Source organism: Teichococcus rhizosphaerae, from assembly GCF_002631185.1.
GTDB lineage: Bacteria > Pseudomonadota > Alphaproteobacteria > Acetobacterales > Acetobacteraceae > Pseudoroseomonas > Pseudoroseomonas rhizosphaerae.
Window position 1 is genome coordinate 48,550 of the sequence record NZ_PDNU01000035.1, and the last position, 23,743, is coordinate 72,292.

At 69.9% G+C, this 23,743-nt stretch carries 22 protein-coding genes; 9 read left to right on the forward strand and 13 right to left on the reverse strand.

Annotation, left to right across the window (positions count from 1 at the left end):
- Positions 1–17: 17 nt before the first annotated feature.
- The 11 genes from CR162_RS16445 to CR162_RS16495 form a co-directional block, all read right to left on the reverse strand.
- Positions 18–1,340 (reverse strand): ATP-dependent DNA helicase, encoded by a 1,323-nt coding sequence (locus CR162_RS16445; protein WP_099096626.1) that lies wholly within the window; start codon positions 1,338–1,340, stop codon positions 18–20.
- Entirely contained in the window at positions 1,337–2,113 is a 777-nt protein-coding gene (locus CR162_RS16450) for a hypothetical protein (protein WP_099096627.1), read from the reverse strand. The genes CR162_RS16445 and CR162_RS16450 overlap by 4 nt, the downstream gene beginning before the upstream one ends.
- The gene (locus tag CR162_RS16455) at positions 2,110–2,883 is read right to left on the reverse strand and encodes a hypothetical protein (RefSeq protein ID WP_099096628.1); all 774 of its coding nucleotides are present in this window, start codon (positions 2,881–2,883) and stop codon (positions 2,110–2,112) included. The genes CR162_RS16450 and CR162_RS16455 overlap by 4 nt, the downstream gene beginning before the upstream one ends.
- 8 nt (positions 2,884–2,891) lie before the next feature.
- Positions 2,892–3,350 carry a DUF6511 domain-containing protein gene (locus tag CR162_RS22910; RefSeq protein WP_245870436.1) on the reverse strand — a complete coding sequence of 153 codons (459 nt, stop codon included), beginning with the start codon at positions 3,348–3,350 and terminating at the stop codon, positions 2,892–2,894.
- 10 nt (positions 3,351–3,360) lie between these two features.
- Positions 3,361–4,083: a hypothetical protein gene (locus CR162_RS16465; protein WP_099096629.1), complete on the reverse strand. Its 723-nt coding sequence runs from the start codon at positions 4,081–4,083 to the stop codon at positions 3,361–3,363.
- A gap of 5 nt (positions 4,084–4,088) precedes the next feature.
- Positions 4,089–4,928: an ATP-binding protein gene (locus tag CR162_RS16470; RefSeq protein WP_099096630.1), complete on the reverse strand. Its 840-nt coding sequence runs from the start codon at positions 4,926–4,928 to the stop codon at positions 4,089–4,091.
- On the reverse strand, positions 4,928–5,419 hold the full coding sequence (locus tag CR162_RS16475; RefSeq protein ID WP_176559887.1) for a hypothetical protein: 492 nt from the start codon (positions 5,417–5,419) through the stop codon (positions 4,928–4,930). The genes CR162_RS16470 and CR162_RS16475 overlap by 1 nt, the downstream gene beginning before the upstream one ends.
- Positions 5,419–5,760, reverse strand: coding sequence for a hypothetical protein (locus tag CR162_RS16480; protein WP_218014919.1), 342 nt, complete (start codon positions 5,758–5,760; stop codon positions 5,419–5,421). Before CR162_RS16480 ends, CR162_RS16475 begins: the two co-directional genes overlap by 1 nt.
- Before the next feature lie 33 nt (positions 5,761–5,793).
- The gene (locus CR162_RS16485; protein WP_099096632.1) at positions 5,794–6,369 is read right to left on the reverse strand and encodes a sigma factor; all 576 of its coding nucleotides are present in this window, start codon (positions 6,367–6,369) and stop codon (positions 5,794–5,796) included.
- 105 nt (positions 6,370–6,474) lie between these two features.
- On the reverse strand, positions 6,475–7,455 hold the full coding sequence (locus CR162_RS16490; RefSeq protein WP_099096633.1) for a helix-turn-helix domain-containing protein: 981 nt from the start codon (positions 7,453–7,455) through the stop codon (positions 6,475–6,477).
- On the reverse strand, positions 7,415–8,647 hold the full coding sequence (locus tag CR162_RS16495) for a hypothetical protein (RefSeq protein WP_099096634.1): 1,233 nt from the start codon (positions 8,645–8,647) through the stop codon (positions 7,415–7,417). The genes CR162_RS16490 and CR162_RS16495 overlap by 41 nt, the downstream gene beginning before the upstream one ends.
- 329 nt (positions 8,648–8,976) lie before the next feature.
- On the opposite strand from CR162_RS16495, the gene CR162_RS16505 reads away from it, so the two are divergent.
- The 8 genes from CR162_RS16505 to CR162_RS22105 all read left to right on the forward strand — a co-directional run bounded on the left by CR162_RS16505 (position 8,977) and on the right by CR162_RS22105 (position 17,838).
- Positions 8,977–9,492: a DUF2924 domain-containing protein gene (locus tag CR162_RS16505; protein ID WP_099096636.1), complete on the forward strand. Its 516-nt coding sequence runs from the start codon at positions 8,977–8,979 to the stop codon at positions 9,490–9,492.
- A complete protein-coding gene (locus CR162_RS16510; RefSeq protein ID WP_099096637.1) occupies positions 9,489–10,838 on the forward strand; it encodes a recombinase family protein in 1,350 nt (449 codons plus the stop codon). The genes CR162_RS16505 and CR162_RS16510 overlap by 4 nt, the downstream gene beginning before the upstream one ends.
- Positions 10,838–11,236 (forward strand): hypothetical protein, encoded by a 399-nt coding sequence (locus CR162_RS16515; RefSeq protein WP_099096638.1) that lies wholly within the window; start codon positions 10,838–10,840, stop codon positions 11,234–11,236. The genes CR162_RS16510 and CR162_RS16515 overlap by 1 nt, the downstream gene beginning before the upstream one ends.
- A gap of 161 nt (positions 11,237–11,397) precedes the next feature.
- On the forward strand, positions 11,398–13,785 hold the full coding sequence (gene hsdR, locus CR162_RS16520) for an EcoAI/FtnUII family type I restriction enzme subunit R (RefSeq protein WP_099096639.1): 2,388 nt from the start codon (positions 11,398–11,400) through the stop codon (positions 13,783–13,785).
- A gap of 4 nt (positions 13,786–13,789) precedes the next feature.
- Positions 13,790–15,349: an HsdM family class I SAM-dependent methyltransferase gene (locus CR162_RS16525; RefSeq protein WP_099096640.1), complete on the forward strand. Its 1,560-nt coding sequence runs from the start codon at positions 13,790–13,792 to the stop codon at positions 15,347–15,349.
- A gap of 17 nt (positions 15,350–15,366) precedes the next feature.
- Positions 15,367–16,503 carry a restriction endonuclease subunit S gene (locus CR162_RS16530; protein ID WP_176559888.1) on the forward strand — a complete coding sequence of 379 codons (1,137 nt, stop codon included), beginning with the start codon at positions 15,367–15,369 and terminating at the stop codon, positions 16,501–16,503.
- 121 nt (positions 16,504–16,624) lie between these two features.
- Positions 16,625–17,356 carry a DUF3800 domain-containing protein gene (locus tag CR162_RS16535; protein WP_099096659.1) on the forward strand — a complete coding sequence of 244 codons (732 nt, stop codon included), beginning with the start codon at positions 16,625–16,627 and terminating at the stop codon, positions 17,354–17,356.
- Positions 17,353–17,838 (forward strand): hypothetical protein, encoded by a 486-nt coding sequence (locus CR162_RS22105; RefSeq protein WP_141563191.1) that lies wholly within the window; start codon positions 17,353–17,355, stop codon positions 17,836–17,838. Before CR162_RS16535 ends, CR162_RS22105 begins: the two co-directional genes overlap by 4 nt.
- A 938-nt stretch (positions 17,839–18,776) precedes the next feature.
- Here CR162_RS22105 and CR162_RS16540 read toward each other — a convergent pair.
- Positions 18,777–21,512 carry an ATP-binding protein gene (locus CR162_RS16540; protein ID WP_099096642.1) on the reverse strand — a complete coding sequence of 912 codons (2,736 nt, stop codon included), beginning with the start codon at positions 21,510–21,512 and terminating at the stop codon, positions 18,777–18,779.
- Positions 21,513–21,817: 305 nt separating this feature from the next.
- A complete protein-coding gene (gene pip / locus CR162_RS16545; protein ID WP_099096643.1) occupies positions 21,818–22,768 on the reverse strand; it encodes a prolyl aminopeptidase in 951 nt (316 codons plus the stop codon).
- Positions 22,769–22,880: 112 nt separating this feature from the next.
- Between pip and CR162_RS16550 the strand changes: the two genes are divergently transcribed.
- Positions 22,881–23,672 carry a hypothetical protein gene (locus CR162_RS16550; RefSeq protein ID WP_099096644.1) on the forward strand — a complete coding sequence of 264 codons (792 nt, stop codon included), beginning with the start codon at positions 22,881–22,883 and terminating at the stop codon, positions 23,670–23,672.
- The last annotated feature ends 71 nt before the right edge of the window (positions 23,673–23,743 follow it).

Below are 23,743 nucleotides of genomic sequence, written 5' to 3' on the forward strand. Positions count from 1 at the left end.
GGGATGCGGTGCGGCGTTCATGCCAGGATCACCAGCCCCTGCTCGGCGCGGGTGATGACCGTGTAGAGCCAGCGGCGCCGGTCCAGCTCCGTCCGGCCAAGGCCGTCATCCCAGACCACCACATTCTCCCACTGCGAGCCCTGGCTCTTGTGGCCGGTGATGGCCCAGCCGAAACTCGCCTCGGTCAGCCCCTTCTTCAGCTTCCAGTCGCGGTCGTGCCGCTGCTTGTCGAAGGCCAGATGATCCTCGAAGTGGCCCTTGTAGATCCGCAGCCGGCCACGACTGCCGTCCGCCTGCGGCGGGCCGATGCGGTTGCCGTCCTCGTCGGTGACCACTGCCGAGAAGTAGTGGCTGGCCTCGTCGACGATGTCCGAGAGGGTCAGGAACATGCCGTTGATCAGGCCAAGGTCGTTCTGGTTCTTCAGGCAGATGATCTTCTCGTCCGGCCCGGTCGGCAGCCAGCCGCCCTCGAAGCCGGCGGCCCGGCGCATGGCGTTGTTCAGCTGCAGCCGGGTGGCGTTCATGCCGCAGATCACCTGGCCGCCGCGCAGCGCCTGCTCCGGCGTGACGTCCAGCTTGCGCATCTTCCAGACATGATCGTCGTACCGCCCGAAGCCGATCGGCTCGCCCTGCCGCGCCATGGTGGCGAGGCGGATGATGGCGCTCTCCGCTTCCTGGCGGTGGATCTCGGTCAGCATGATGTCGGGCGGATCCTTGGTGAAGGCGCCCTCGCCCTGGATCGGCGGCAGCTGACCGGGATCACCGAGCACCAGGATTGGCTTACCGAAGCTCATCAGGTCGCGCGCCATCTCCGCGCCGACCATCGAGACCTCATCCAGCACGATCAGCCTGGCGTGCGCCGCATCGCTCTTGGGGTTGAGCGCGAAGCGCGGTCGCTTCATGTCGGCCACAGCCTGTCGCATGGCCTCGATGGTCGCCTCGGCGGTGGTGCGCTCGAAGCCGGAGAGCCGGCGTGCCTCGGCGATGGCGGCCTCGATCTTCTTCTCGGCGGCTTCGACCTCTTCCTCGGTGGCCTCGATGACGCTGTAGATCAGGCTGTGGATGGTCCGCGCCGGCGTGCCCTTGCGCCGCAGCACCAGGGCTGCCTTGCCGGTGAAGGTGGCAGTGACGACGCCAGGCACGCAGGCCTCTCCATCCTCGCTGCCGCGCTGATGCTCGAGGCCAAGCTCTTCGAGTGCGAAGCGCAGCACCGTGGACTTGCCCGTCCCGGCATAGCCGAACAGGCGGAACACCTGCTGCTGCTCGGTATCGTTCTGGTACCAGCGCTTGATCGCCGCGATGGCGCGGTGTTGGGTGTCGGAGGGCGTGATGTCGCTCATGCAGCCTCTCCGAACTGGACCTGGTAGTCCTTCACCACGCCACCGCACGACGCGTCGCCGACCTGGCATTCGCGGACGAACACGCGCCGGCCGTCACCGAGTTGGCGCCAGTGGCCACGCCGGATGTGCCAGCGCGGAGAGGCGTGCGTGCCACCGCGACGAACAAGCGCGGCAGCGATCATCGCAGGCTGGATATCCGCGACCCGGTAGGTCCACCCCCGCACCCCCAGTTTGGCGAGCGGCGTCCGGCGGAGCCGGGAGACGGTGTGCTCGCCGAATGGAGTGTCGGCCGACAGCAGGCCAAGCGCGCGCCAGACGATGGAGGTGGCCGCCTCGAAGTAGGGAAGGTGATGGTCCGGCTCGCGGAACTCGGGATGGCCTGTGGCCTCGGCGACCCCATCTGGACGAAAGGAGGTGTGGACGAGCACGTCGGTCCACGCCTTGCGTGTGGCGTCGAACCGAAACAGGAAGCTCTGCACGCCGGCCTCGGTTGCGCGTGTGTAGGCCGCAAGGCAGCCACCGCGATGCAGCTGCTCGGCCACTTCGAAGATGACGTGGTCGTGGGGGAGCTTCAGTTGGCCTGCCAGATTTCTGACCGAGAGCCTTTCGACGTCATCGCCATCGAAGCGGACCTGGTCGGGGAAGACGTAGATCGGCGCTGCAAGTGCGCCAGCGACATCGATCGGACACCAGAATCGGTGCGCATGCCGCGCGATGTGACGCTTGAGCGTGTAGGCGTGAGGAATGGCGCCGGGCGCCTTCGCAGAGGTCACGGCGAATTCTCCCAGCAGCGGATGGCGTAGGAACAGAAGCGGCAGAGGTGAAAGTCGGGGTGGACGGCGATACGCGGCGGCAGTTCGCCGGCCTCGGCCGCGCGCAGGATGTCGACGGCCCGATCCGAGAGGCGCTGCGCCTCGTCCGATTCGAAGGGCACCGCCTCGTGGTGCAGCGCCAGGGTGTCGCGGTTCAGCGCGGTGAAGAGCGCCACCTCGAGTTCGAGGTAGGCCATGTAGAGCTGCACCTGGGCGAAGTAGACCGGCTTCGAGAGGCGCACGCCTCGCTTGACCAGGTCGGCCCATGACTTCTGGCCAAGGGCCTTGTGCTCCCAGAGGGCCGGCCAGCGGAGGCCGACCTCCGGACCAGCGACGATCACCCCGTCGACATGGCCGCGCAGCCGGCCGCCCGCGGCGGTGAAGCCGAATTGCTCGCCATCGGCGCCGCGGTCGCGCAGGTCGAAGCCGGCCTGGCGCAGCCAGCGGATGGTCAGCGCCTCGAACTGGTGGCCGGCATCGAACACGCGCAGGAAGCCGGCATCGAAGTCACGATCCGGGTCCTTCGGTGCGTGGGTGACCTCGTAGACCAGCTTCCGCGCGCAGGCCTCGCCGACGCGGCTGCCGCCGAGGTAGTCGCGCGGCCGCTGCCGGCGGTTGCGCGCCACCAGGGCGGCATCCACGAAGGCGTTCACCCGCGCCGTGGTGTCCGCGGTGGGCTGCGACTCCCGGCCGTAGACGAGGCCGGAGCCGTGGTTGAGGTCGAGCGGCACGGGCGTCCTCAAAAGGGAATTGGGTCGTCGAAGGGGTCGCGGGCAGCCGCCTGCCGGCGCATCGAGGCCTGGAAGCCGTCGACGCAGGCCTCGATGACGCGGTCGATCTCGGCCGCGCTGCGGTCGTGGAAGGGCGCCATCAGCCCGAGCTCAACCAGCACCTCGGCGAGCGGACGGCGGGCGTCCTTGATCGCCTGGGCCTCCATCGGCGTCTTGTCGATCATACCGGCGCTCCGCTGCGCCAGCGCGCCGCCCGCCTCGCAGCAGGGCATCGAGCAGAAGCGGTGGCTCGGGAACTCACCCCAGCGGAGCTGATGCGTGTAGCCGAAGCCCTTCGCCGCGCGGCCGCACAGAGCGCAGACCAGGCGGCGGACCTGGTCCTCGGGCGAGCAGCCAGGGGGCGGCGGAGGCCGGGCCGCATCGGGGCGGGGCCGCGCCGTGCGCCCCGCCCAGCGTCGGCGTGCCATGTCCGCCGCATCAGCCGTTCAGCCAGGCCGGGCCGGTGGCCGCCGGCGCGGGGCCGGGCTGCGGGGCAGGCTGGGTGGGGGTGGCCGCCGCCGGGCGCTCCCAGGAGCGGGATGCCATAGGGGCGGACGCGGCAGGCGCCCAGGCCGGGGCCGCGGCCGCAGGCGGCGTGGCGGGACGAGCCGCCCGGGTGCTGGGCTGCGCCGGCACGGCCTCGCCCGCCATGATCTGGCGGTACTCCGGCTCGCCCGGCAGCACGACCCGGTCGAGCCGGTTGCTGTCGCCGTAACGGGAGTCGCTGGCCGGCTCGACCCGGACCTTGGCGGCGAAGGTGATGCCGGAGAGGTCGGCGAGGCCGCGCAGCACCCGCTTGCCCCGGGCCGCCTCCGACATGTCCTGCGGGTCGAGGCCGAGGGCGCTGTCGATCATCGCCCGGAAGGTCCCCTTCGAGATCTTCCAGCCGATCGAGACCCCGTGCTCGTCCACCTTGCCGCCGGCGACGGTGAACATCTGCCAGAACTTGCGGCGGATGTGCGGCCCGGCGGCGACGGTGAACTCGCAATCCAGCATGCGGACATCGCTGCCGGGGGTCTTCGCCGCCTTCAGCAGGCCACGGTCTACCTCGCCCTGCCCGTCCAGCCCACCGGGGCGGATGGTCATGGTGACCTTCACGAAGCTGCCGTCCGGGATCAGGTCGGAGCCGCGTGGCAGTTCGGCGTCGTTCATGTCGTACATCGGGTTCACCCCTGGCTGGTGCGGGTCGCGTTGATCTTGCGGAGGAGGGCGGCGAGGTCGGGCGGCTCGGTCTCGTCGAGACGGCCGGAGCGATCCTTGGCCGGCAGGCCGAAGGCGTTGCCGGCGCGGCAGACCAGGCGGCGTTCCGTGCCGCGCTCGGGATCGTGCCGCCAGCCGTCGCCCTCGCGCGCGAACAGCGACATCGACACCACCTGGTCGACGATGCCGGGCAGCTCCCGTGCGGCCTTGCCGCCTTCCATCTGCGGCTGCCAGGTGACCTTGCCGAAGTCGTCGGTGAAGCGCTCCAGGATGCCGACCATGATCACGGTCTTGCCCGGGGCGTGCTGCAGGTGCTTCAGCAGGCCGATCACCTCGCGCGCCATCAGCCCGTAGGCGCCGCGGGTGTCCGGCTTGCCGGTCTTCTCGGAGAAGGCCTCTGGCCGGGTCTTGGCCCAGACCATGGCCTGGCGCGTCAGATCGGTGATGCTGTCGAGGAAGACGGTCGACTTCGCGGCGAGCAGCCGCACCAGGTCCGGGTGGGCCGAGGCGAGGTGCTGGTAGTGCGCCTCGGAGAAGACGCCGTTCGGGTCGGCCGCCGGGTTCACCCCGCCGATCAGGCAGGCAATGTCGATCGCGTCGTCGAAGCAGCGCACCGGGATGCTGTCGCCGCGCCAGTCCTGCACCGACTTGAGGCCGGCCTCGAGATCGATGCAGATGGCCTCCTCCGCCGGGAGGGTGACCAGCTGCGTGGTCTTGCCGACGCCGGTCGGGCCGAACAGCGCCACCGTGGTCTTGTTGGCCGCGCGCGAGAGCCGCTCGTCGGCGGAGACGATGCGCAGCGCCATCAGCCGGCCTCTCCGTTCAGGGTGAGGCGGAAGGTCTGCCGGCCGGTCCGGACGGTGCGGGCCGGCTCGAAGGCCTGGCGGATGCGCTCCGGCCAGGCGGTGTAGGCCCGCTCCGGGACCTTGAAGCTGATCTCCAGGTACTCGGCTGGGTCCTCGCCGCCGGCGCGGATCTGTTCAACCAGCGTGGCGAGCCGGTGCTGGTCCCACTCCACCCGCTTCGGCAGGTCGGCGACAACCGTGACCGGCCCGTCCTCGAAGCGCACCGTGCCGGTGTCCTTGCCCGCCGCGGCACGGGCGCCGATCGCGCGCTGCTCGTAGCGCAGCGCGATTGCGGCCTCGATCCAGTCCAGCAGGCGTCTCGCGCCGTCGAGCGCCTCGCGGGCGTCCGCCTGCAGCATCGCCAGGTGCTCGGCCGGGAGCCCGATGACATCGCCGACCGGCATGTGACGCACGGTGTCGAGCGTCGGACGGTTGGTGCGAGCCACCTCCATCACGCAGCCTCCGCGACGAGGAGCGGCAGGAACGACGGAGCGAGGCGGCGCGGGCGGCGGCGGGCGACGATGAGGTAGGAGTAGTCCTCCTCGCCGTGCCGCCGCTGCACGAGGTGCGCGAGGCCGGCCTCGGCCAGCGCCCAGGCGCGGTGCGCCAGCCGCAGCAGGGCGAGCCGCTCCGCGTCGGGCAGCAGCTGCGTCAGCGGCGAGGTCTCGCGGGCGAGGAAGCCGCGGTGGTAGGCGAGGCGCTCGCCGGGCGCGGCGGCGCCGAGCCAGGCGCAGAGCGCCGCCTCGCTGAGCGGCGCCGCGCCGGTCGGGGTGTCGGGGATGCGGGTGTCCATAACCGGCATTACTCCGCGACCTCGCAATCCGTATCAGGCGGCCGAGGGGATGCCGGCGGCGAGCAGGCGCAGGCGCAGCTCGCGGAGGCGGCGGTAGATCCGCGCGCGCGGCATGGTCCGCCGCTCGCCGAGCGCGTGCGGCGTGTGCTCGCAGAGCGCGGCGCAGAGCGGGTGGTCCGCGGGGTCGATGGCGGCCGGCGCCGCGCGCTCCAGGTCGAGGCGGCGCTCCAGCGCGGCGACGGCGTCGGTCGGCTGGCCGCACCACGCGGCGTAGCCGTCCGCCTCGCCGAGGGTGTCGCCGAGCGTCAGGCCGTCGCCGCCGGGGAGCGCGTCGTCGAGGGAGAGCGGGTGGCGGCCGGCGCGCTCGCGCTGCACGCGGCGGGCGATCCGCGTCGCCGCGTGGCGGAAGCAGATCCTAGCAAACGCCTCGAGCGCTCCCTTGGCCGGATCGAAGGCCGGCAGGCGGGCCAGGAAGTCGGTCAGCAGGTCCTGGCGCAGGTCCTCGCGCTCCTGGGCGGGGAGGCCCAGGCCGCGGCAGAGGCGCCGCGCCTCCTGCTCCGCGAGGCGGTAAATGGGGGCGAGGTCGGGGAAGCAGGGCGAGCGAGCCATCGGCAGGTCGGTCCATCGGGTTGCAATGGAGCCAACCTGCCGACCCTCGCGGCACACGGGTGTGGGCGCGGCGTGTGCTCGGCGTGTGTTCGGAGCGCGAGCCGGCTACGCCTCGATGAGCAGGATATCCTCTGCCCCGAGGGCAAGGGCGTAGCCCCGTCCACCAGGGGCCAGAATGAGCGGTTCGGGGAAGCGCGCCCGTGCCAGGAGATCCTTGAGGCTGTTCTGCAGGTCCCGCTTGAGGCTCCGGACCGTCGCGTCGGTCGCCGTGGTGCCCCTGTACATCGCGTCGAGGATGTCGCGTGGCGGGACAGGCAGCCTCCCACGCCGGGCCCGTTCGCAGAGGAGCCACAGCAGCTCGAACTCCCGCGGCGGGAGCTTCGCCGAATGGCCGTCGAGCGTCACGGCACCCGTCGCCTTCGAGAGCACCAACCGAGACTCGCTCTTCGGCATAATGAGCAGCGCATCGAGGTTCACCAGGACCGGCTGTCGTGGTTGGCTCGGGAGGAACGCCTCGGCTGGCGGCATGACATCGACGCCGCGTTCCTCCAACCGGGCCCGTTCCGTGGGGGGCATGGCGGGCGCGACCAGGCTGATGCGCTGACCTCGAGCGAGCACGCGAATCTGCTCAAGAACTCCTGGCCGGCGGACCACCTCGACCGTCATCGCCAGCAGGAGAAGGCGGCCGCCCGGCAGGGCCCCGATGCAGAACAGGCCAGGCTGGAGTTGTTCCGCAGAACCTTGGACGCCCGCAGCACTGGCGATCTGGTCGGCCAGGCGAGCGGCCGAGATGCGGTAGATCTGCAGATCTTCGGGGTCGAGATGCTCGTCGCCGGCACAGGAGACGGGACAGGCGGCATAGGGTTCGCCATCCTTCCAGCGAATCCGCCGTTCCTCGGCGCCGCAATCGCAGTCAGGGCACGGATCCCAGACGTCCAGCTTGCGGTCGTGCACGACGATGCCGAGTTCGAGCAGCCGCTCGAAGGCCCGCGCACCTTCCGGCGACAGCTCGGGGACACCCAGCAGATACGCCGGCTCGCCCGCCTCACTCCGCTGCAAGAGCAGGACGGGAAGGCTCTCGTTCATGCAGCATCTCGTTCATGGCGAGCAGTTTCATGACCCGCCGCTGGTGTCGCTGCCGCGGGAAGCTCAGGGTGTCGTGGGGCTTGATCTTGACGGTGATGACCGGCGGCCGGGGGCCCTCGGCCACCAGGATGATCTTGATCACCAGATGGGCCAGGCGCCAGCCACCAGACTGGTAAATGATCTCCGGGCGGCTGTCGTGCAGCGCCTGCAGGGCATTGCCGTCGCTCTCACGCGCGATCAGCGAGCGAACCACCTTCTCGCGGCCGTTCCGGGTGACGACCACCCGGTTCGCCTGCGCTTCATAGATCTGGACCCGCGCAATGCCGGGGTCGTGCCGGTGCCGGAACTCGAAGGCACCGCCGGCCTTCTCTGCCGGTTCAAGGGTGTAGAGGCGCCGCGACGACACCGCGCTGAACAGCCCCGGACGGTCCAGCACCACCTCGGCAAAGGCCTTGGCCAAGGCAGTGCGGCTGGCCTTGCCGCAGCCCCAGATCTTCAGCCGCCCGTCGATGGCGGAGTAAGCCAGGACCGCGTTGTCAATCTCGCGGAAGCTGCGGATCCGCTTTCGGCTGCCCTCCAGCACCTCGGTGATGGTGAGCGCCGCGCCATGCCGGATGGAGACGTGCACCTCGTCGCCGTCCTGATAGGTGATCGCCTCGCAGAACTCGCCCCGTAGATCGGCCTGGAAGATCGTCTTGGCGTGCGCCTCAAGGGTGCGCAGGCGGTCCTCGCTCAGGTCTGCCGGAATGCCCTCCTCAGGCGCCACGAACTCCATCACCGAGGCCGGCTGCAGGAATGCCAATCCGTTCTCGGCGTCCTCGAACACCTCCGGATGGTAGATGAAGGCACGGAGCGCAAGGTTGCGGGCGTTCGTCTTCGAGAGGGCTTCCGGCGGCACCAGTTCGACGCCGCGCCGCCTGGCCTCCTGCAGCAGGGCGTCCTGGCCCACTGGTTTGCCGAGTCGCTCGATGCGATGCAGGTCCGCGGTCAGGCTCTCCGGGCAGCGGTCCTTTGGCGTCCGCAGGAGGTAGGCCGAGACGGCCTCGCGGCCCTTGCCCGGGTCGGAGGCCAGAAGATCGAGGTCCAGGGCGTCGGCGGGGATCGCGTGCCGTTCCAGGAAGCGCTTCAGCAGGTCCGGGTCGACGGTACGCAGGAAGCGGAGATTGGCGAAGCGCTGGTAGTCATCCCTCATCCTGGGTCCCCGCGAATCGTTCCTTATGTGTTCTACCTAAAGATTGACGTCCAAGTCGAATCCAATCCGCACTGCGATGATACGGGTCGGCAGTGGCGTGCGTATTGGGAGGAGGTGCCCGACCGCATCCCAAACCCAACTAACCCGCACCTTCCACCCCACCTCCGCGAGGTCTGCACCATCCTGGCCGCCGGCCTTGTGCGGCTGCGCAGCCGCGCTGCCGAGGAACTGGTGCGCGACGCGACACAGGCCCGGGACCGGGGAGAGGGTTGCCTACACTCCACGCCCCGGCAGCGCCGTCATGCCTACCCGACTCGTCGGAGACAAGCATGACGAAACGCGCGAATCGCCCCATCCAGCCTACCGCAGCGCCGGCCGCGGTGGTCACCAGCATCCCGCCGGCCAGCGTGCTGCCCCGCCTGGCGGCCCTGCAGACCGCTGACATCGCCGATCTGAAGCAGCAGTGGCGCGAGCTCTGCGGCACCGAGCCGCCGCCCTACAACAGGAAGTTCCTGGAGAGCCGGCTCGCCTACCGCATCCAGGAATTGGCCTATGGCGGCCTGAAGCCAGAGACGGTGGCTCGGCTCGAGGCCCTGGGCGAGCAGCTGGACGGCGGCAACGTGGTGCTGCGCCGCATCCGCGCCGGCGACGACCGGCCGATCGCCGGCACGCGGCTGGTGCGCGAGTACCAGGGTGTCCAGCACACGGTGACCGTGCTGGCGGACGGCTTCGAATACGAGGGCCGGCCCTACCGCTCTCTCTCCGCCATCGCCCGGCACATCACCGGCACCCGCTGGAATGGCTGGTCGTTCTTTGGCTTGAAGGTCCAGCGGGGGCAGGCATGAGACGCAAGGCGACCGCGGCGGCCGAACCCGCCATGCCGGCGACGGTGAAGAAGCTCCGTTGCGCCGTCTACACCCGGAAGTCGACCGACGAGGGGCTGGAGAAGGAGTTCAACAGCCTCGACGCCCAGCGTGACGCCTGCGAGGCCTTCATCGCCAGCCAGCGCGCCGAAGGCTGGGTGCTGGTGCCGGACCGCTACGACGACGGCGGCGTCTCCGGTGGCACCCTGGAGCGGCCCGCGCTGCAGCGCCTGTTGCGTGACATTGAGGCCAACCGGGTCGACGTGGTGGTGGTCTACAAGATCGACCGCCTCAGCCGCTCGCTGATGCACTTTGCCAAACTGGTGGAGGTGTTCGACGCCCACAGCGTCACTTTTATTTCAGTAACTCAAAGCTTTAACACGACCACCAGCATGGGGCGGCTGACGCTCAACATCTTGCTCAGCTTCGCGCAGTATGAACGCGAGTTGATCAGGGAGCGGGTGCAGGACAAGGTCGCCGCCTCGAAGGCGCGCGGTATGTGGATGGGCGGCCCGGTCCCGCTCGGCTACGAGGTGCGCGACCGCAAGCTGGTGGTGAACGAGGCCGAGGCGGCACGCACACGACGGGCGTTTGAGCTCTTTGCCGAAACCGGCTCCGGCGTGGAGACTGTGCGGCGGCTGCGCGGAGAAGGTGTGCTGACCAAAACCGGTCGGCCCTTCGACAAGGGGGCGCTGTACCGGCTGTTGAACAACCCGACCTACCTCGGCGAGGTGGCGCACAAAGGCAAGGTCTACCCCGGCGAGCACCAAGCCATCGTGCCCCGGGAGCTGTGGGATCGCGTCCATGCCATCCTGCAGGAAAGCCCACGAGTCCGCGCCAACCAGAATCGCCGGCAGACCCCGGCGCTGCTGCGCGGCCTGATCTTCGGGCCGGACGGGCGCGCCATGTCCCCGACCCACACCCGCCGACGCGGGCGGCTCTACCGCTACTATGTCAGCCAGGCCGTGCTGAAGGGCGATGCCAGCGACTGCCCGGTCCGGCGGCTGCCCGCGGCGGAGATCGAGGCCGCAGTCATCGATCAGGTTCGGGCGCTGCTGCGCCAGCCGGAGGTGGTGGTCGGCACCTGGCGGGCGGCGCGGGCCGAGGCGCCGGACCTGATCGAGGCCGAGACCCTGGCCACCCTGGAGCGGCTGGACCCACTCTGGGATGAGCTATTCCCGGCCGAGCAGGCCCGCATCGTTCGGCTGCTGGTCGAGCGGGTCGAGGTCAGCACCACCGGCGCCGACATCCGGCTGCGGCTGGAGGGGCTGGCCAGCCTGGTGCGGGATCTCGCCGACATCGGTGCCGAGACCCGGAGGGCCGCGTGATGACGGCCACAAGCATCACAGTCCGCGTCCCGCTGGCCATTCGGCGCCGCGGCGGGCGGAAGCTGGTGGTCACGCCGGACGGCAGCATGCCCGGCGCCAGGCCGGCACGCACGCGGGCCGACCCAGCCCTGGTCAAGGCACTGGCCCGGGCGTTCCGGTACCGGAAGCTACTGGACCAGGGGCGCTATGGCTCCATCAGCGAGATGGCCACCGCCGAGCGAATCGACCGGGGCTATCTTGGCCGCCTCCTGCAGCTGCCGCTGCTTGCGCCGGACATCATCGAGGCGATCCTGGACGGCCGGCAGCCAGCAGACCTTGGCCTGCCCGCCTTGCTGGAGCCGTTCCCGGTGGAGTGGGACCGCCAGCGCGCGAGTCTCGGAACCTCAGCAGTTACATGAAGTAGCCCTTCGGGCCCTGGGCGGTCATCCTCTCTGTTGCTCGTCTTGGCGTAGCACGCAACAATCTGCCCAGCAGCGACAGCGCAGGGGAGAGTCATGCCGCCGACCTGGCACGGGTCAGCGCAGGGGGGAGCCTTCGGCGGGCGGGGGATGGGGCGGCCGTGAATACCGAGGCCGATACCTGTCGCCTCTTCGTCGTTCCCCGCCTCCAGATTGCCGGCTGGGACACCGCGCCGCATGCCATCCAGGAGCAGCGCAGCTTCACTGACGGTCGGGTCATCTTTGTCGGGGGGCAGCCGCGGCGCGGCCGGCGCAAGCGGGCCGATTACCTGCTCCGCTACCGGCCCGACCTTGCCCTGGCCGTCGTTGAGGCCAAGGCCAGCTACCTGAGCGCCGCCGACGGTCTCCAACAAGCGAAGGACTATGCCGAGATCCTGGGCCTCAAATTTGCCTACGCGACAAACGGCACCGAGATCATCGAATTCGACTTCTTCACCGGCCAGGAGCGGGTGGTCACCACCTTCCCGACACCCTTCGAGCTCTGGGCGCGCCAGCGCGCCGGTCTCGGCCTGACCGACGATTCGGTAGCTGAGCAGGCGCTCACCTCTGGCTATCCCGACCCGGCCAAGCCGCTCCGCTACTATCAGGAGATCGCGGTCAACCGCGCGGTCCAGGCGATCCTCACCGGCCGCCGCCGTAACCTCCTCACCCTCTGCACCGGCGCCGGCAAGACTCCGATCGCCTTCCAGATCGCCTGGCGGCTTTGGTCCGCCGCCTGGAATCGGCGGGGCGACCACCTGAAGCCCAAGATCCTGTTCCTGGCCGACCGCAACGTGCTGGTCGACGACCCGATGGCGCGCGACTTCGCGCCCTTCGGCCGGGGCCGCTTCAAGATCGAGAATGGGCGTGTCAGCCTCGGCCGCGACATCTACTTCGCCATCTACCAGGCGATCGCCAAGGACGAACGCCGGCCTGGGCTCTACCGCGAGTTCCCGCCCGACTTTTTCGACCTGATCATCGTGGACGAGTGCCATCGCGGCAGCGCCCGCGACGACAGCAACTGGCGCGAGATCCTGGAATACTTCGCCCCGGCCTTCCAACTCGGCATGACGGCCACGCCGCTGCGCGAGGACAACCGGGACACCTACGCCTATTTCGGCGACCCGCTCTACACCTACTCCCTCGCGCAGGGCATCGCAGACGGCTTTCTGGCCCCCTACCGCGTGCACCGCGTGGTGACCGACGCCGACGCCGCGGGGTGGCGCCCGACGAAGGGCGAGCTCGACCGCTTCGGCCGCGAGATCCCAGACGAGGAGTACCACACGAAGGACTTCGAGCGCGTGGTCGCCCTGCGCGCCCGCACCGAGGCCATCGCGCGCCACCTGACCGGCTTCCTGAAGGCGACCGACCGCTTTGCGAAGACCATCGTCTTCTGCGTGGACCAGGAGCACGCGAGCGAGATGCGCCGCGCGCTCTCGAACCTCAACGCCGACCTGGTCGCGCAGCACCCGAACTACGTCTGCCGGGTCACCGCCGACGAGGGTGCGATCGGGCGCGGCCACCTGTCCGACTTCCAGGACCTCGAGAAGCGCACGCCGGTCGTCCTGACCACCTCGCAGCTGCTGACCACCGGCGTGGACGCGCCGACCTGCCGCAACGTGGTCCTCGCCCGCGCGGTTAGCTCGATGAGCGAGTTCAAGCAGATCATCGGCCGCGGGACCCGGCTGCGCGAGGACTACGGGAAGCTGTTCTTCAACATCCTCGACTACACGGGCGCGGCGACGGCGAAGTTCGCCGACCCGGACTTCGACGGCGAGCCGGTCAGCGCCACGACCACCACCATCGATCCGAATGGCGTCGAGGCCGGCGTCGTCATCGATCCGGTCCCGCCGGGAGGCGAAGAGGGAGAGGGCGGCGAGGAGGGACCCGCAGGCCCCGCCACGCCGCTGCCACCGGGGGGCGGGCAGACCGGAGAGCCCCGCAAGTACTACGTGGACGGCGGCGCCGTGGAAGTGGTGCAGCACCATGTCTACGAGCTGGACGCGGACGGCAAGCGGCTGACCGCGCGCAAGATCACGGACTACACGGGGGAGAAGATCCGCACCCTCTATCCGACCCCGGCCGCCTTCCGCGCCGCCTGGACTATTGCGGACAAGCGGGCCGCCGTGGTGGAGGAGCTGGCGGAGCGAGGCATCGACCTGGCCACCCTTGCCGCCGAGATGGGCCGGCCGGAGGACGACCCCTTCGACCTGCTCTGCCACCTGGCCTGGGGCGCCCCCCTTCGTACGCGGCGGGAACGCGCCGAGCGGCTCCGCGCCGATCGCCAGGACCTGTTCGACCGGCATGGCCCGGCCGCGCGGGCGGTGCTGGAGGCGCTGCTCGAAAAATACGCGGCCCACGGCCCGGACGAGCTCCGCTTGCCCGATGCGCTCCGAATCGAGCCCCTGGCTTCGATGGGCAACCCGAGCGAGATCATCCGCCGCTTCGGTGGCGCCGAGCAGCTGCGCCGAGCGGTGGACGAAATGGCGACCTTGATCTACGCCGCCTGACACAATGGCCCGCACCAAGAAATCGACTGGTCCTCAGACCACCGCCCAACGCCTCGACAGCATCGTCAAGTCCGCCCGCCAAATCATGCGGAAGGACAAGGGGCTGAACGGCGACCTCGACCGGCTGCCGCTGCTCACCTGGGTGCTGTTCCTGAAGTTCGTGGACGACATGGAGCGCATCCACGAGGACGAGGCAGCCCTGGCCGGCCAGCCCTTCCACGCCGCCATCGAGCCGCCCTACCGCTGGCGAGACTGGGCGGCGCGGCGGGACGGCATCACCGGGCCGGACCTGATCCGCTTCCTGGCCGCCGAGGAGACGATCCGGCCGGACGGGTCGAAGGGGCCCGGCCTCTTCAACTATCTGCGTTCCCTGCGTGGCCGGAACGGTGGGCGGGACCGGCGGGACGTGATCGCCACCGTCTTCGCCGAAATGACCAACCGCATGGAGAGCGGCTATCTCCTGCGCGACGTCATCAACCTGGTGGACGCCATCCACTTCGACGCCTCGGAGGAGATCCACACCCTCTCCCGCCTCTATGAGGGGCTGCTGCGCGAGATGCGCGACGCGGCGGGTGACAGCGGGGAGTTCTATACCCCGCGCGCCGTCGTGCGCTTCATGGTGGCGGTCACGGACCCGCGGCTCGGCGAGACGGTGCTCGATCCGGCCTGCGGCACCGGCGGTTTCCTGGCCGAGGCCTTCGAGCACCTGAAGGACCAGGTGCGGACCACCGAGGACCGTGAGGTGCTGCAGGGCCGCAGCCTGATCGGCGGCGAGGCGAAGCGGCTGCCCTACCTGCTAGCGCAGATGAACCTGTTGCTGCACGGGCTGGAAGCGCCGGACATCACGCTTGGCAACGCCTTGGCCCGCCAGCGCCTGGCCGAGATCGGCGAACGCGACCGAGTGAACGTGATCCTCACCAACCCGCCCTTCGGCGGCGAGGAGGAGGTGGGGATCCAGACCAACTTCCCCGAGGACCGCCGCACCAACGAGACGGCGCTGCTGTTCCTGCAGCTCATCATGCGGCGGCTGAAGCGCAACGGGCAGGGGCGCGCCGCCGTGGTGGTGCCGAACGGCACGCTGTTCGAGAACGGGGTGGCGGCGCGGGTCAAGGCGGACCTGCTGCGTGAGTTCAACCTGCACACCGTGCTGCGCCTGCCCGAGGGCGTCTTCGCCCCCTACACCGACATCCCGACCAACGTGATCTTCTTCGACACCACCGGGCCGACGCGCGACGTCCACTACTGGCAGCAGCCGATGCCGGAGGGACGGCGGAAATACAGCAAGACGGCGCCGCTGCAATTCGAGGAGCTGGCGGATTGCCTGGCCTGGTGGAAGACCCGCGGCGAGGACCCGCGGGCCTGGCGCGTGCCGGCGGAGGACCTGATCCGCACAGATGATGAGGGACGGGTTGTCGCCGTCAACCTCGATCTCAAGAACCCGAATGCGCGCGAGGTGGAAGACCATCGGGCACCGGCGGAGATTCTGCAGGGTATCGTCGCGCGGGAGCAGCGGGTGCTGGATCTCTTACGAGAGATCGAGGCGCTTGTGGCGGAGCGTGCGTGAGTATGCCGGAGTGGCCGATGGTGGCGCTGGAGGACGTCCTGCGGCGCCACAATCACTGGATCGAACTCGACCCCGAAGCCGAATACCGCCAGGTCACTGTGCGCCTTTGGGGCAAGGGTGTCGCGCTCCGCGGTGTCTGTCGTGGCGCGGACATTGCTGCGCGCGAGCAGGTGCAGGTACAAGCTGGCCAATTCATCATGTCACGCATCGATGCCCGGCACGGTGCCTTTGGACTCGTGCCTCACGAGTTGGACGGCGCGGTCGTATCCGGGGACTTCCCTTGCTTTGATGTCGATACCGGCCGTCTGCTGCCTGGGTTCCTCTTCTGGCTCAGCCGGACTGAGCCCTTCATCGCGCTTTGTAGGGGAGCCAGCGAAGGCAGTACAAACCGGGTCCGGCTCAAGGAAGATCGTTTCCTGGCCAGCCGTATACCTCTTCCATCTCTTGATGAGCAACGCCGCATTGTCGCACGACTGAACGCTGTGGACGCACGGTTGAAGACTCGGATTGAGTCTGCCGAGCGGCAGGAGGCAGAACTTGCCGCCATGCTGCGCAACGCCTTTGTGCGGATCACCGCCGGCAGCCCGCGTGCCCCGATGGCCAAGGTCGCGCCGCTTGTGCGGCGGCCCGTCACCATCGAACCCGGCGCGACATATGAGGAGATTGGCGCACGCGCTTTTGGCCGCGGCCTATTCGCAAAGCCGGATGTGCGGGGCGAGAGCCTGACCTGGCAGAAGCTGTTCTGGATCGAAGAGGGCGATCTCGTCATCAGCAACATCAAAGCATGGGAAGGAGCCTTCGCCGTCGCGGAGTATGTCCACCACGGCAAGGTCGCGTCACACCGGTATCTCACCTGCGTTGCCGATCGGACGCGACTTTTGCCCTCCGTCCTCTGCTTCTATCTGCAGTCGCCGGAGGGGTTGGGCCAAGTTCAAGCAGCTTCGCCGGGAAGTGCAGATCGCAACCGCACTCTCGCACAGGACCGGCTTAAAGCCATCGAAGTCCCAGTGCCGTCTCTCGACGCCCAGCAATGGTTCGAACAGCTGCAGACCAAGGTTGGCGCTCTCCGCGCCCAGCACGCCGCCACTGCCGCGGACTGCGATGCCCTGCTGCCGGCCATGCTGCATAATCTTTTTGGGACCGCCGCATGCTGACATACTGGCCGACAACAAGGTGCTTCCTTGCTATCGCTGTTCGCCACACGGAACTTGCTGATTCTGTCTACACGGGCGTGGTTTGCGCGGTCGTGGAAACCACGGCGTGGTTCGGTGCATCATGACTGAACGGACCGTAGTGAACCTCTATTGCGACGAGTCGTGCCACCTCGAACACGACGACAGTCCGGTTATGGTGCTCGGCGCTCTGGCTTGTCCTGCTGCGGCCGCCCGCCCCACTTCTGCAGCAATCCACGCTCTCAAAGCACGACACGGCTTAGCGCCTGGCTTTGAGATCAAATGGAGCAAGGTCTCGCCTGGTCGCCTGGCATTCTATCTCGACCTTGTAGGTCTTTTTTTCGCGACGCCAGAGCTGCGCTTCCGCGCGGTGGTGATTCCTGACAAGAAGAGCTTGGACCACGCAGCGTTCAGCCAGACGCATGACGATTGGTACTACAAGATGTACTACCAGACGCTCCTGCCTTTTCTGGCTGCTGATGCCGAACATCGCGTTTACCTCGACATCAAGGACACTCGTGGCGGCGCAAAGACTGAGAAATTGCACGACGTGCTGTGTACCGCGCTTCGCGACCCGTTTCGGAGCCGTGTGTCCCGCGTGCAGCAGGTCCGCTCCCATGAAGTGGCCCCAATGCAGCTCGCGGACTTGCTCATCGGCGCCGTCGGCTACGCTAACCGGCAACTGCGCACCAGCCCAGCAAAGCTGGCCTTGGTGGAAGCGCTGAGTGCTGGAGGGCGTCCGCCTGGCCACCCTCGCAGCCTTTCCTCCACCTCTTACCTGTCGGAGACAAAGGTCAATCTGTTGATGTGGCGTCCTGCGGTGCGCTCAGCATGATTCTGCCGCCGCTGCTGACGCTCGACACCTGCGGGGGTGACTGGGAGCGCTACCTCGAATGTGTCCACGACGTGTATCTCTCCCAAATCGTGCGGGGAGGTCTGACTTTCCGCGGCCTTCGTGTTGCAACTCGGCGGACGCCCGAGACGCGCGGTAAGGGCTATGGCTTCTGGCACATGATCCAGGAGGGGCGCGTCGAGGAAGATCGGATGCCAGATTTGCGCCGATGCGAGCGCTTGTGTTGGGTCCCGCATGTAATTCGCGCAGCTGATCGCGCGGATCCTCGGGTGAGCGTCTGGCAGAACGTGAGGGGTGGAAACATCCACGTGCCACTCTGGCTCGAGGATGAGGACTACCTGGTTATCCTCGCACAGCGGCAAGGACATTGGCTGCTGAAAACGCAGTACATCGTGACATACCGCAACCGGCGTGAAGCTCTGCGGCAGGAACGAGATGCGTTTCTGGTCGCCCAAAATGGCTAGGGCCGCCCCGAAGGACGGCCCCGAATGCTCTGCCTACACATGGCAGGTGAGCGAACCGATTAGGAACATAATCCACGACGCCTGTCAACAACGACGCGGTGTTCGCTTCGTGTCCGAAGGTGGACCGTCTAAGCGTGCTTGGCAAGGCCAGATTGCCCCCCAAATCGCTGGACCTGGCGCCGAGTTGAGTTGAGGCCATCGGGCATCCGAACCGATACCTACCATCGGCTGGGGGGCACCTCACGTAGCGCGCGAAGTTGGAGCCCCGGCGCGTGTAGCTGGCTTGGGGGTGTGGCGATGGCTTGAGGGTTGGTCCGAGACGGGAGGAGCACTCGATACCCCAACTTGGCCCGGTCGCCACGTCAGGAATGAATAAGGAAGTCAGGCAGTTGGACCTTGTAGACTGAAGCGGCCAAGTCCCGAGGTTTGGAGAGAATCCGCCCTCCGGAGAGCGAGTTCTGGCCCGACCCGACCTCGGCACTCCCAAGGTTTGTCCGCCGACCTTGGCGCAACCTGTGGTTCCGGGCGCCCCCCGACAACCAGAGAGCGAGTTTGTGGGAAGAAATGGTGTCCGCGGCGGGATTCGAACCCACGGCCCCAGGATTCATCCCACTTCGGCTTTCGCCGCCGCCCCGAAGGGCGTTCGTGGTCTGGACTGTCCCTTCGCCATAGGCCGTGGCCATTAGGCGCCGCCCGTCCAGTCTCTACACCTTCCCGGCGAAAGGCCGGGCTTGGCTCGGGATTGGCAAGGCGATCAGAACGCCGAAGCTTTCCCCGACTTTGAGCGGATCCGCTGCGCGGTTTCCCATCGCAGCGCCCAGTTAAGCAAACAAGGAATCCTGTGCTCTATCCAGCTGAGCTACGCAGACAATACCATTTCCGCCGGGCAGCATAGCCCAGCGGCCCATTCTTGGGAAGCGGCGCGAAGGCGGCGCCCCTCAGCGAAGGGGCGCGGCCATGAGCTGGGCGATGCCGGCCAGCAGCTCCTCGGCGCGCACGGGCTTGGTGAGGGAGTGCTCCGTGCCGCATTGCGCGATCAGCTCCCGCGCCACCTCCCGCGCATGCGCCGTCAGCACCATCACCGGCACAGCCGCATTGTGCCCGCCCAGCGCGCGGATGCGGCGGATCGCCTCCGGGCCATCCATGCCCGGCATCTCCAGGTCCATCAGGATCAGGTCGAAGCGCCCGGCCATGGCGGCGGCCACGGCCTGGGCCCCGTCCCGGGCCTCCGTCACCCGCAGCCCGGCGGCCTGCAACTGCAGCCGCACGATCTCGCGGTTCACGCCGTTGTCCTCGGCGAGCAGCACATGGCCACGCAGCCGCACGCGCGGGGGCGGGGGGGGCGGCGCCGGCGGCGCGCCCTCCAGCAGCGGCGCCAGCCCCCGCAGCAGGGCGCCGAACCGCACCGGCCGGGGCAGGGTGAAGCCGTCCCGCTCGCCCGGCTGGCCGGCGGCGCAGAGCCGGATGCAGGGAACATCCCGCGGCAACCGCGCCGCCGGAATGGCGCGGTCCGCCACCACATGGTCGAAGCGTGCCCCGCGCGGCCATTCCGCCTCCGGGCCGCATACCGTGACACCGAGGCCAAGCTCGCGCAGCCTCTCGGCCAGCAGGGCGCGGCCTGGCGCCTCCAGCAACAGCAGCGAGGCGCCAGGCCGCGCCCGCGGCAGGGGCGGCGGCGCCTCGACGCGCGGCAGCGGCACCTGGCACCAGAAGGTGGAGCCCGCCCCCGGCGCCGTTTCCACGCCGATCTGCCCGCCCATCAGCTCGACCAGCTGCCGCGCGATCGGCAGCCCGAGGCCACTGCCGCCATAAACGCGGGCGACGGAGCTGTCGCCCTGCGCGAAGCGCTCGAAGATCCGCGCCACGCTGCCGGCATCGAGCCCCGGCCCGGTGTCGGTGACGCGCAGCCGCAGCAGCTGGTCCGCCTCCTCGCGCAGCGACACCACCACGGAGCCCTGCGGGGTGAACTTCACCGCGTTGCCCAGCAGGTTCAGCAGCACCTGCGAGAAGCGCGTCGGGTCGCCCAGGCGCCGGCCGCGCAGCCAGGGCGGCATGTCCAGCGCCAGCTCGATCCCCTTTTCCTGCGCCGCCGGGGCCAGGAGGTCGAGCATGTCCTCCACCACCTCCTCCAACACGAAGGGGATGCGCTCCAGCTCCAGCCGGCCGGCCTCCAGCCGCGTGCTGTCCAGCAGGTCGTTGACCACCGAGAGCAGCAGACCGGCGGATTTCTGCGCCACCTGGGCATAGCGCCGCTGCAGCGGGGTGAGCGGCGTTTCCAGCAGCAGGGCGGTCATGCCGCTCACGCCGTTCAGCGGCGTGCGGATCTCGTGGCTCACCGTGGCCATGAACTCGGACTTGGCGCGGCTCGCCTCCTCCGCGCCGCGCCGCGCCGCCTCCTGCGCCCGGGCCAGGGCATGGAAGTCGGTCGTGTCGCTCTGCACCACCACCCAGCGCCGCGTCCCGCCTGCCCCCGGCGCGGCCGGCACGGGCGCCAGATGGGTGCGCAGCCAGCAGGGGGTGCCATCCTTGCGCCGGGCGGCGAGCTCCGACACGCCGCCCTGCCCCTGGCGCATGGCCTGGGTCAGGGGCCGCACCCCGCGGGCGAGGGCGGCGGGGCGCAGCAGGGCCCGCACGCCCCGCCGGCGCAGCTCCTCCGCCGTGAAGCCGGTGATGGCGGTGAAGGCCGGATTGGCCCAGAGCAGGCGCGGCGCCTCGGGCGGCCCTTCCAGCAGCAGCACGCCGCAGCTCGCCGCCTCCACCGCGCTGCGCAGCTGGGCGTTCATCGCCCGCAGCGCGGCGGCCTCGCGCTCGGCCAGCACCTCGTCGGTGATGTCGCGCAGGATGACGGCGTGGCCGCCCCCCTCCACGGGCAGGATCCGCACGGCGAGCCAGGCCTCGCGCGCGACCTCGCCCTGCCAGCTCAGCGGCTGCGGCGTGTCGCGCATGGCGCGCCAGTAGCGGAGGGCAGCCCTGCCCCGGCCCAGCGCGCCCAGTTCGCCCAGCCAGCGCAGCACCGCGGTGCCGGGCGCGCTGCGCAACAGGAGCCGGTTCTTGGACAGGCCGGACAGGGTGAAGAACCGGTCGTTCACCAGGGCCAGCCCGCCCTGGTCGTTCAGCACCGCCACGCCCTCCGGCAGGCTCTCCAGCAGGCCGTCGAAGCTGACCGAGTAGAGGTAGAGGCGGTTCTCGGCCATCATCAGCCGGCGGCGCTGCTGCAACAGCGTGGCCGCCACCTCCGCCAGCGCCGCCAGGGCCGCCCGCTGCTGCGCGGTGGGCCTGATCCCGCCCGCTCCCAGCACGCAAAGGGCGCCGAGCGGCGCGGCGGGGCGGCGCGGCCCGCAGCCGGGCTCGCGCAGCACCAGGGCCAGGCCATCCTCCGGATCATCCCCGGGGCCGGCCTCCCGCGGGCCGGCCTCCCACCCCTCGCAGGCGGCGCTGCCCAGCGCCACGGCCCGCGCCTCCGCCGCCGGGCGCGGCGGCCCGGCCCAGGCCTTGCGGTACATCTCGCCCTTTGGCCCCAGCAGCAGGATGGCGGCGGCCTCGCCCTCCAGCATGGCCCGCGCCGCCTCCGCCAGCCCGTCGAACTCCGGCTCGCGCGCGGCGGCCACCAGCGGCAGGGCGCGCAGCCCCGCCAGCAGAGCGGCCTCCCGCGGATTGAGCGGGGCTATGATCATGCGGGCCTGCTCCCCGACCGGAACGCCCTGAACCCGGTTCCACTGACCACGGCTTCATCAATCCGGCTGACCGTCCCGCCCTGGCGGGAGGTCCGGGCCCGCGGCTCTGGCGGGGCATGGAAAGGCGGGGGGCCTTTTCCGCCATGACGAATCATGCCCCTTGTCCAACGCTTATACGGACATCTCCCATCCGTTCCAATCCGTGCCGAACCGCCGCGCGGGTGGAATCCGCCGCCGCCGCGCCCACCGCCCCGCCCACCGCCCCGCCCACTGCGCCGCCACGCCTGGAGGGGCGGGCGCGGCGCTCAGCCGAAGCGGCGGAACCGCTCCACCGCCGCCACCAGCGAGACCCGCACCCCGGGCTCCAGCGCCGAGTGGCCGGCATCGGGCACCACCGTCAGGCGGGCGCGCGGCCAGGCGGCGGCGAGGTCGAAGGCGCTCTCGGCGGGGCAGACCATGTCGTAGCGCCCCTGCACGATCTCGGCGGGCAGGTGGGCGATGCGGTCCATCCCGCCGAGCAGGCCCTCGGGCGGCAGGAACAGGTCGTGGGCGAAGTAGTGCGCCTCGATCCGCGCCAGGCCCAGCGCGGTGCGGTCCTGGGCGAAGCTCGCCACCGTCTCGGGGCTCGGCATCAGGGTGCTGCACAGCCCCTCATACTGGCTCCAGGCGCGCGCGGCGGCGAAGTGCACCTGCGGGTCCGGGTCGGTCAGGCGCTTCAGGTAGGCGCCCAGCAGATCGCCCCGCTCGGCCTCGGGGATGTGCTCGGCGAATTGCGCCCAGGCATCGGGGAAGACGCGGCGCAGCCCGTAGAGGAACCACTCCACCTCCCGCGCCCGGCCGAGGAAGACGCCGCGCAGCACGCAGCCCAGCACCCGCCCGGGGTGCGCCTGGGCATAGGCCAGCGCCAGGGTGCTGCCCCAGGAGCCGCCGAACAGCAGCCAGCGCTCGATGCCGAGGAAGCGGCGCAGCGCCTCGATGTCGGCCACCAGGTCGGGGGTGGTGTTGCCGGCCAGCTCGCCGAGCGGCCGGGAGCGGCCGGAGCCGCGCTGGTCGAAGATGACGACGCGCCAGTGGCCGGGGTCGAAGAAGCGGCGGTGCACCGCCCCCGCCCCCGCCCCTGGCCCGCCATGCAGGAACAGCACCGGCTGGCCACGGGGATTGCCCACCTGCTCCCAGTACATGACGTGCCCGGCCGAAAGCGGCAGCAGGCCGGTCTCATAGGGCGCGATATCGGGGAACAGGTCGCCGCGGGGCATGGGCGATGTTTGGCGCGCCGGCGGCGCCCGTGCAACACCATGAGGGGAGCGGCGTAACGTTTGCGCGTGTCATCCCCTTCGCGCCGGGCCGCTTCGTGCCTAGCTTGGCGGGATGGCGACTTCCTCTTCCCCGGGCTCCCCCTCGGCCGGCTCACCTTCGGCCGGCTCCAAGACCGGCGGCGCGCCGGGCGGGCTCCGCTGCGCCGTCTGCGGCGGCGAAAGCCGGCAGCCCCCCTTCCGCCCCACGCCGCCCGAGCAGGCGCCGGACCTCGATCTGCGCCCCGGCGAGCCGCTGCGCGGCACGATGGGCCGCTGGCTGCAGCAATGCCCGCACTGCGCCTATGCCGCGCCGGATATCGGCCGCGCCCACCCGGCGGCGGCGGATGCGGTGGCGGCGGCGCCGTTCCGCGCGCTGATCGCCGACACCAGCCACCCGCCCCTGGCCCGCCGCTTCCTGGCCTGGGCGCATGTGCTGGAGGAGACGGGCGCGCTGCACGCCGCCGCCGAGGCCACGCTGCACGCCGCCTGGGTGGCCGACGACATGAACCGCCCCGAGCTGGCCGCGAGCTGGCGGCAGGAGGCGGTGGCGCTGTGGCGCGGCGGCCCGGCGCTGGACGCGGAGCAGTCGGTGCGGGTGATCGACGCGCTGCGCCGCTCCGAGGCCTGGGAGGACGCCGCCGCTGCCGCCGAGGCGCTGGCCGGCTCCGGCCCGCCCGATGCGGTGGCGCAGGTGGTGGCGCTGGAGCGGCGGCTGATCGCGGAGCGGGACACGGGCCGGCACACCATGGCGAGCGCCCTGCCGCCGCCCTCCCGGCGGCCGCACGTGTCGCACCAGAAGGTGGGCCGCGCGCCCGCCCCGGGCGGCTTCTGGGCCAGGCTGCGCCGGCTGTTCGGCGGCGGCTGAGGAAGGACGCGGAAGGGCTTGCATCCCGTGCCGATCCGCCGCATTGGAACTTTATAACATAGCATTGGGAT